This window comes from Nocardia sp. NPDC004278, assembly GCF_053602975.1.
In genome coordinates this window covers 19714-27406 of record NZ_JBSGEQ010000065.1, presented here as the reverse complement: position 1 = coordinate 27406, position 7693 = coordinate 19714, and the positions used below count along the sequence as shown (strand labels likewise).

Genomic DNA, 7693 nt, shown 5'->3' with positions numbered 1-7693 from the left:
AAACAGGCCCCTGATCGCTTGAATGCTGGTCAGGGGCCTTTTTCGTGCGTGCCCTCGGCAGGATTCGAACCTGCGGCCTTCTGCTCCGGAGGCAGACGCTCTATCCCCTGAGCTACGAGGGCGGGATAGATCTCGAACGGCGCCGGGTGTGGCGGGCGATCGGGCGGGGCCAAGCGTATCGCATTGATCGGCGTCCGCCAAAAAGTGTGCCGGGCCGGGGAGTTTCGGTTCCGGCCCGACACCTGTGATCAGTTCAGCGGCAGTGGCGTCGCGTTGCGTGCGGTGAGCATGGTGGTGATCAGTTGGGCTTCGCCCTGCTGGGTGGTCGCCATGGCGGCGGCGAGGGTGCGCACGGCGGTGGTTTCCGCGTGCTGGGCCGCGTACTGGATCATCGTGAGTCCGCCCTGGTGGTGGCGCAGCATCAGTTGCAGGAACATCGTGTCCAGGGCGGGGCCGGTGGCCTGGCGCAATGCGGTGAGCTCCGCGGTGGTCGCCATGCCCGGCATCGATGATGATGGACCGGACGTGGTGTGGCCCGAGGTGGCACCCACGCCGGAGTGCGCGTGGCCGGGTTGTTCGGTCATCCAGCCCATAAAGCCGTCGATATTCTGATTCGGCTTACCCCACATCTGCAGCCACCCCTGCATCCGGCCGATCTGGCCCTGCTGGGTGGTCAGAATGTCGTAGGCCAGCCTGCGCACATCGTTATCGGTGGAGCCGATGAGCGCGACACCGGCCATTTCGACCGCCTGCGCATGATGCGCCGACATGTCCTGACTGAATCCGATATCGACCGCGCCGGGATCGGGTTCGGAATTGCCGTCCAGCGGGAGCCGAGCGAGCACGCCGACGGCGAATCCGATCAGCAGAATGCCGATCGCGCCGAGTACCAGCAGCGGGGTGCGCTGCCGCTGCGCCTGTGCGCCCAAACCCGCGGAATCGGTGGCAATGTCCGGTTCGATATCCGTATCGGCGGGCATCTACTGACCTTCCGTGGGCTGGGTCGGAATTCCGGTGGGCATGCCCGGGATATTCGGCACGCCGGGGATGCTGGGCACGCCGGGGATATTGGGCACGCCGGGGATATTGGGCATGCCGGGGATATTGGGCATGCCGGGCAGCCCACCGGCCGCGCCGCCGAGTTCGGTCTGGTCCTGGCTCAGGCCCTTGCCGTCCATCGGAACCGCGTCGGGTCCGGGCGGCGTCGGGTCATACGGCGTCGGATTGTTCGCGTCGAAGGCGGGGTTGGAGCAGCTCGCGCCCACCTCGGGGTAGGCGTACTGGTTCTCGCGCAGTGCCGTGATGAACTGGTTGACCCGCTTATCGTCGGCGCTGTCGAGCTTCAGCTGGTGACCCCAGGATTGCAGCGAGACCGCCGACGCCAGGCCCGGGAACGGCGACATCAGCGTGAACGGCTTCCCCTCGACCTTCTGCTTCAGGGCGTCGATACCCGCGGCGTCGACCTTGTCGGGGTTGTAGGCGATCCACACCGCGCCGTGCTCGAGCGAATGCACCGCGTTTTCCACCCGAATCGGCTTGCTGTACACCACGCCCATGCAGTTCGCCCAGACCTGGTCGTGCGGACCGCCGAACGGCGGCGTCTGGTCATAGGCGACGCGCTGTGTCCCGGCGACATGCAGGCCAGCGGGGTAATCCTTCTTGGTCACCCCGGCAATCTGATCCGAGGGATCCTTCTTCTGCGCGGTCGGTGTGAACTTCTCGAGTTCGGCCTTGTCCCGGTACTTCGGCACCAGGCTGAAGGCGAGTGCCCCGATCAGTGCGACGATCACCACGGCGGCACCGATGACCAGCCATGGGATCTGGCGCTTCCGCAACGGGCCTTTGCCCATCGGTATCTTGCCGTCACCTTTTTTGCGGGAAGGTGCGACCTTTCCCGCGGCCCGGACGGCCTTGGCCGATTTGGCGCTCGTGCTGCTCGGCATAGCTCGCTGTGCTCTTTCCATGTATTGATCCATGGTGCTGGGTGGTTGCGGAGTGCTCCGCCGAGGTGCCCACTCGAGGCGTACACCTGCCCAGACCATAGGATAGAGACTCGTGACTCCAGCTGACCTTGCAGATCTCCTTCGCGCGACCGCGGCGAAGGTGCTTGTCGAACATGGACTGGACCCAGCGGTCCTGCCCGACGAGGTCAATGTGGAGCGCCCCCGTAATCCGGAACATGGCGACTATGCCACGAATGTGGCCATGCAGGTAGGCAAGAAGGCCGGAACGAATCCGCGCGAGTTGGCGACCTGGCTCGCTGAGGCCCTCGCCAACGCCGATGCCGTCGAAACCGCCGAGGTCGCCGGTCCCGGCTTCCTGAATATCCGGCTGGCCGCGTCCGCACAGGGCGCGATTCTGAGCCAGGTGCTGACCGCGGGCGCGAGCTACGGCACCTCGGACGCCCTGAAGGGCACCCGGATCAACCTGGAATTCGTCTCCGCCAATCCGACCGGTCCGGTGCATCTCGGCGGCACCCGCTGGGCCTCGGTCGGTGACGCGCTGGGCCGCATCCTGGCCGCGCAGGGCGCCGACGTGACCCGCGAGTACTACTTCAACGACCACGGCGCGCAGATCGACCGCTTCGCCAAATCGCTGGCCGCCGCCGCCACCGGCGCGCCGACTCCGGAGAACGGCTACGCGGGCGAGTACATCGGCGAGATCGCCACCAAGATCGTGTCCGAGCACCCCGAGGCGCTGACCCTGCCCGAACAGGAGCAGACGGAGCTGTTCCGCGCCGCGGGCGTCGAGCTGATGTTCGCCCACATCAAGGAGTCGCTGCACGAATTCGGCACCGACTTCGATGTGTACTTCAATGAGAGTTCGCTGTTCGCATCCGGTGCCGTCGAACAGGCCGTCACCAAGCTCAAGGATTCCGGCGATCTCTACGAGAAGGACGGGGCCTGGTGGATCGCCAGCTCCGAATATGGCGATGATCAGGACCGGGTGGTCCTCAAGAGCGACGGCAATGCCGCCTATATCGCTGGTGATATCGCCTACTTCCAGAACAAGCGTTCGCGCGGGTTCGACCTGTGCATCTACATGCTCGGTGCCGACCACCACGGCTACATCGGCCGGTTGAAGGCCGCCGCTGCCGCGTTCGGCGATGATCCGGCCACCGTCGAGGTGCTGATCGGGCAGATGGTCAACCTGGTCAAAGACGGTGTGGCAGTGCGGATGAGCAAGCGCGCTGGCACCGTGGTCACCCTCGACGACCTGGTCGAGGCCATCGGCGTCGATGCCTCCCGCTACTCGCTGGTGCGCAGTTCGGTCAACTCGAGCATTGATATCGACCTGAATCTGTGGACCAGTCAGAGCAACGAAAACCCGGTCTACTACGTGCAATATGCCCACGCCAGGACCGCGTCCATCGCGCGCAACGCCGCCGAATTCGAATACGACACGGTGACACCGGATTTCGGTCTGCTCACCGCCGATGAAGAGGGTGAACTCATCCGCACCATCGGCGAGTACCCGCGTGCGGTCGCCAGTGCGGCGAGTCTGCGGGAACCGCACCGCGTCGCACGGTATCTGGAGGAACTGGCCGGTGCCTACCACCGGTTCCAGACCAATAAGAATCTGCGGGTGCTGCCCCTCGGCGATGAACCCGTCACCCCGACCAATGCCGCCAGGCTCGCCCTGGCAAATGCCACCCGTCAGGTGCTGAGCAACGGCCTCGGGCTGCTCGGCGTTAGTGCACCGGAGCGCATGTGAGTGTCCATCCTGCCGGTCCCCGGCACGCAGAAATCCCGCACGCACCCAGCCTCGCGGAGCGTCCGAGCGGTCCCGGGCAGATGATCGATCTGCCCGCGAATGTCTGGCCGCGCAATGCTTCTCGTGACGCCGACGGCGTCGTGCGGTTGGCCGGGGTCTCGGTACAGGAACTCGCCGCCCAGTTCGGCACCCCGCTGTTCGTCATCGACGAGGACGACTTCCGTTCCCGCTGCCGCGATATGGTCGCCGCCTTCGGCCCGGACGCGCGAGTGCACTACGCCTCCAAGGCATTTCTATGCGGTGAGATCGCCCGCTGGATCCGCGACGAGGGCCTGTCACTGGATGTGTGCTCCGGCGGCGAACTGGCCGTCGCGCTACACGCGGGTTTCCCGGCGAACCGAATCGCCTTGCACGGCAACAACAAATCCACCGCTGAGTTGACGGCCGCGGTCGAGGCGGGTGTCGGTCATGTGGTGGTCGATTCGCTGATCGAGATCGAGCGCCTCGAGGCCATCGCGGGCCACGCCGGTGTCGTGCAGGATGTGCTGGTTCGGGTCACCGTCGGCGTGGAAGCCCATACCCACGAATACATTTCGACCGCACACGAGGATCAGAAGTTCGGCTTCTCGATCGCGGGCGGCGATGCCATGGCGGCACTGGCTCGCGTCTTCGAGGCCGATAATCTCCGACTTGTCGGTCTGCACAGCCATATCGGCTCGCAGATCTTCGAAATCGATGGTTTCGAAATCGCCGCGCGCCGCATGCTCGGCCTGCTACGCGAGGCCATCGATAGGTTCGGCATCGAGCGCACCGTGCAGATCGCTACGCTGGATCTCGGTGGCGGCCTTGGTATTTCGTATCTGCCCAATGACGATCCGCCGCCGCTGGACGAATTCGCCGCGAGCCTGCGCAAGTTGGTGGCCACCGAGGCCAGCCGTGCCGGACTGCCCGAGCCGAAGATCGCCGTCGAACCGGGCCGCGCCATCGCGGGTCCGGGCACCGTCACCCTCTACGAGGTGGGCACCATCAAGGACGTCTCACTCGACGGCGGACTGCGCCGCCGCTACGTCAGCGTCGACGGCGGCATGAGCGACAATATCCGCCCCGCGCTGTACCAGGCCGACTACGACTGCCGCCTGGTCTCACGCTCCTCAGAGGCCGGGCCCGTGGTCGCCAGGGTCGTCGGAAAGCATTGTGAGAGTGGGGATATCGTCATCCGCGACACGTGGATGCCCGCCGATGTCGGCCCCGGCGACCTGGTCGCCGTCGCCGCCACCGGCGCGTACTGCTATTCGATGTCCAGCCGGTACAACCAGCTGACTCGGCCGGCGGTCGTCGCGGTGCGCGATGGCGTAGCGCGACTCATTCTGCGCCGGGAAACGGTGGCGGATCTGCTCAGCCTGGAGGTGCAATGAACGCAGTATCGCGTAGCGATTCGATCACGGGCGGCCGGGTGGCGAGTGTGCCCGGAGCCGCGAAGTTCGGAGTGTGGGGAACCGATCGCCCGATCGGCGTCGCGGTCCTCGGGATGGGCAATGTCGGCACCGAGGTGGTGCGGATTCTGCGCGATCACGCCGATGACCTGCGGGCCCGGGTCGGCGCGCCAGTGGTGCTGCGCGGTGTCGCGGTGCGCAACCTGGACGCCGACCGCGGCATTCCGGCCGAACTATTGACCACCGACGCGGACGCGCTGGTCGCCCGCGACGATGTCGAACTGGTGGTCGAGGTCATCGGCGGCATCGATCCGGCCCGCCGCCTCATCCTGGCCGCGCTGAACGCGGGCAAATCCGTGGTGACCGCCAATAAGGCCCTGCTGGCCGACTACACCGGCGAACTCGCCGCCGCCGCCGAGCGCAGCCGCGCCGACCTGTACTTCGAGGCCGCCGTCGCGGGCGCGATCCCGGTGGTGCGCCCGCTGATCCAGTCGCTGTCCGGTGACCGGGTGAACAAGGTCGTCGGCATCGTCAACGGCACCACCAACTTCATCCTCTCCGCCATGGACGAGACCGGTGCCGACTACGAGGTCACCCTGAAAGAGGCCACCCGCCTCGGCTATGCGGAGGCCGATCCGACCGCCGATGTCGAGGGCTACGACGCCGCCGCGAAGGCCGCGATCCTGGCCTCGCTGGCCTTCCACACCCGCGTGACCGCGGCCGATGTGTACCGCGAGGGCATCTCGAAGATCACCGCGGAGGACCTGGAGACCGCCTCCGCGCTGGACTGCACGGTCAAACTGCTCGCCATCTGCGAGCGGGTCGCCGCCGGCCCCGGTGAACCCGGTCCGAACGAGGGCGGCAAGGAGCGCGTCTCGGTGCGCGTCTACCCGGCCCTCATCCCGCGCAAGCATCCGCTCGCCGCGGTGACCGGTGCGTTCAACGCGGTGGTGGTGGAGGCCGAGAACGCCGGTCGGCTGATGTTCTACGGTCAGGGCGCTGGCGGTGCCCCGACGGCCTCCGCGGTGCTCGGCGATCTGGTGATGGCCGCCCGCAATAAGTTCTACGGTGGCCGTGCTCCGGGCGAGTCGGTTTATGCTGAGCTACCGATCGCGCCGATCGGTGATACGCCCACGCGTTACCACGTGAACCTGCAGGTGGCAGACCGTCCCGGGGTGCTGGCCAAGGTGGCGGGCGAATTCGCCAAGCATGAGGTGAGCATCTCCACCGTCCGTCAGGAAGGGCACGGCGAGGGTGCGCGCCTGGTCGTGGTCACCCACCATGCGTCGGAGTCGGCGCTCGCGGATACCGTCGCCGCCTTGGCGGAGATGGCGTCCGTCACATCCGTGACCAGCGTTCTGAGATTGGAAGGCACCAAAGAATGACGACAGCATCGCGCAGCGATTCTGTGAACGGTGGTGGCCGGGCGACGGGTGGGCAGACGACTGGCGTCGCGCCACAGGTCGGAGTCCACTCCCGGTGGCCCGGCCTGATCGCCGCCTACCGCGATCGGCTGGCTGGCGCCGCCGACTGGGACCCGGTCACCCTGTACGAGGGCGGCACCCCGCTGGTGCCGGCACCGCACCTGTCCGAGCTGACCGGCTGTGATGTGTATCTCAAGGTCGAGGGCCTGAATCCGACCGGGTCCTTCAAGGACCGCGGCATGACGATGGCGATCACCGATGCGAAGTACCGCGGTCAGCAGGCGGTGCTCTGCGCGTCTACCGGCAACACCTCGGCATCGGCCGCCGCCTACGCGACCCGCGCCGGTATGAGCTGTGCCGTGCTGATCCCGCAGGGCAAGATCGCCATGGGCAAGCTGGCCCAGGCCGTCATGCTCGGCGCGAAGATCATCCAGGTCGACGGCAACTTCGACGACTGTCTGGAGCTGGCCCGCAAGGTCACCGCGGAATTCCCGACCGTCGGTCTGGTGAATTCGGTGAATCCGGCCCGCATCGAGGGTCAGAAGACCGCGTCGTTCGAGATCTGCGATGTGCTCGGCAAGGCCCCCGATGTGCACGCTCTTCCGGTCGGCAACGCGGGCAATATCACCGCCTACTGGCGCGGTTACCGCGAGTACTACGCCGACGGCATCACCAGCGGGCTGCCGCGCATGCTCGGTGTGCAGGCCGCCGGTGCCGCGCCGCTGGTCAACGGTGCCCCGGTCAAGGAGCCGGAGACCATCGCCACCGCGATCCGGATCGGCGCGCCCGCGTCCTGGAACGGCGCGATGGAGGCCAAGGAGCAGTCCGGTGGCGCCTTCCGCGCCGCCACCGATGACGAGATCCTGGCGGCATACCGACTGGTCGCCGCGACCGAGGGTGTCTTCGTCGAGCCCGCGTCCGCGGCCAGCATCGCGGGCCTGCTCGCCGCGCGCAACGAGGGCTGGCTGGATTCCGGGCTGACCGTCGTATGCACGGTGACCGGCAACGGTCTCAAGGATCCGGATAACGCGCTCGCGGGAATGCCGCAGGTACAGGCTATTCCGGTCGACCCGATCGCGGTCGCCCACGAGCTCGAGCTGGCCTGAGTTGAATTCGCGCGAG

6 protein-coding genes and 1 tRNA gene are annotated in these 7693 nt (G+C 66.8%); 4 read left to right on the top strand and 3 right to left on the bottom strand.

The window, feature by feature from the left end; translation table 11 throughout:
- Positions 1 to 49 precede the first annotated feature (49 nt).
- The 3 genes from ACWEO2_RS42660 to ACWEO2_RS42650 form a co-directional block, all read right to left on the bottom strand.
- Positions 50 to 122: transfer RNA gene (locus ACWEO2_RS42660), tRNA-Arg, on the bottom strand.
- Between the two features lie 126 nt (positions 123 to 248).
- Positions 249 to 980 carry a DUF305 domain-containing protein gene (locus tag ACWEO2_RS42655; protein WP_452410590.1) on the bottom strand — a complete coding sequence of 244 codons (732 nt, stop codon included), beginning with the start codon at positions 978 to 980 and terminating at the stop codon, positions 249 to 251.
- Positions 981 to 1943, bottom strand: a complete 963-nt coding sequence (locus ACWEO2_RS42650) for a DUF3105 domain-containing protein (RefSeq protein ID WP_452410589.1) — start codon at positions 1941 to 1943, stop codon at positions 981 to 983.
- Between the two features lie 112 nt (positions 1944 to 2055).
- Between ACWEO2_RS42650 and argS the strand changes: the two genes are divergently transcribed.
- From argS to thrC, 4 genes are read left to right on the top strand one after another with little or no spacing between them, the layout of a single operon-like run.
- A complete protein-coding gene (argS, locus tag ACWEO2_RS42645) occupies positions 2056 to 3714 on the top strand; it encodes an arginine--tRNA ligase (protein WP_452410588.1) in 1659 nt (552 codons plus the stop codon).
- Entirely contained in the window at positions 3711 to 5129 is a 1419-nt protein-coding gene (gene lysA / locus ACWEO2_RS42640; protein ID WP_452410587.1) for a diaminopimelate decarboxylase, read from the top strand. Before argS ends, lysA begins: the two co-directional genes overlap by 4 nt.
- Positions 5126 to 6532 carry a homoserine dehydrogenase gene (locus tag ACWEO2_RS42635; RefSeq protein ID WP_452410586.1) on the top strand — a complete coding sequence of 469 codons (1407 nt, stop codon included), beginning with the start codon at positions 5126 to 5128 and terminating at the stop codon, positions 6530 to 6532. Before lysA ends, ACWEO2_RS42635 begins: the two co-directional genes overlap by 4 nt.
- Positions 6529 to 7677, top strand: coding sequence for a threonine synthase (gene thrC / locus ACWEO2_RS42630; RefSeq protein ID WP_452410585.1), 1149 nt, complete (start codon positions 6529 to 6531; stop codon positions 7675 to 7677). Before ACWEO2_RS42635 ends, thrC begins: the two co-directional genes overlap by 4 nt.
- The last annotated feature ends 16 nt before the right edge of the window (positions 7678 to 7693 follow it).

Coding starts and splice junctions, on each gene's coding strand:
- ACWEO2_RS42655 (WP_452410590.1), bottom strand. CDS start 980: ATGCCCGCCGATACGGATATCGAACCGGACATTGCCACCGATTCCGCG.
- ACWEO2_RS42635 (WP_452410586.1), top strand. CDS start 5,126: ATGAACGCAGTATCGCGTAGCGATTCGATCACGGGCGGCCGGGTGGCG.
- ACWEO2_RS42650 (WP_452410589.1), bottom strand. CDS start 1,943: ATGCCGAGCAGCACGAGCGCCAAATCGGCCAAGGCCGTCCGGGCCGCG.
- thrC (WP_452410585.1), top strand. CDS start 6,529: ATGACGACAGCATCGCGCAGCGATTCTGTGAACGGTGGTGGCCGGGCG.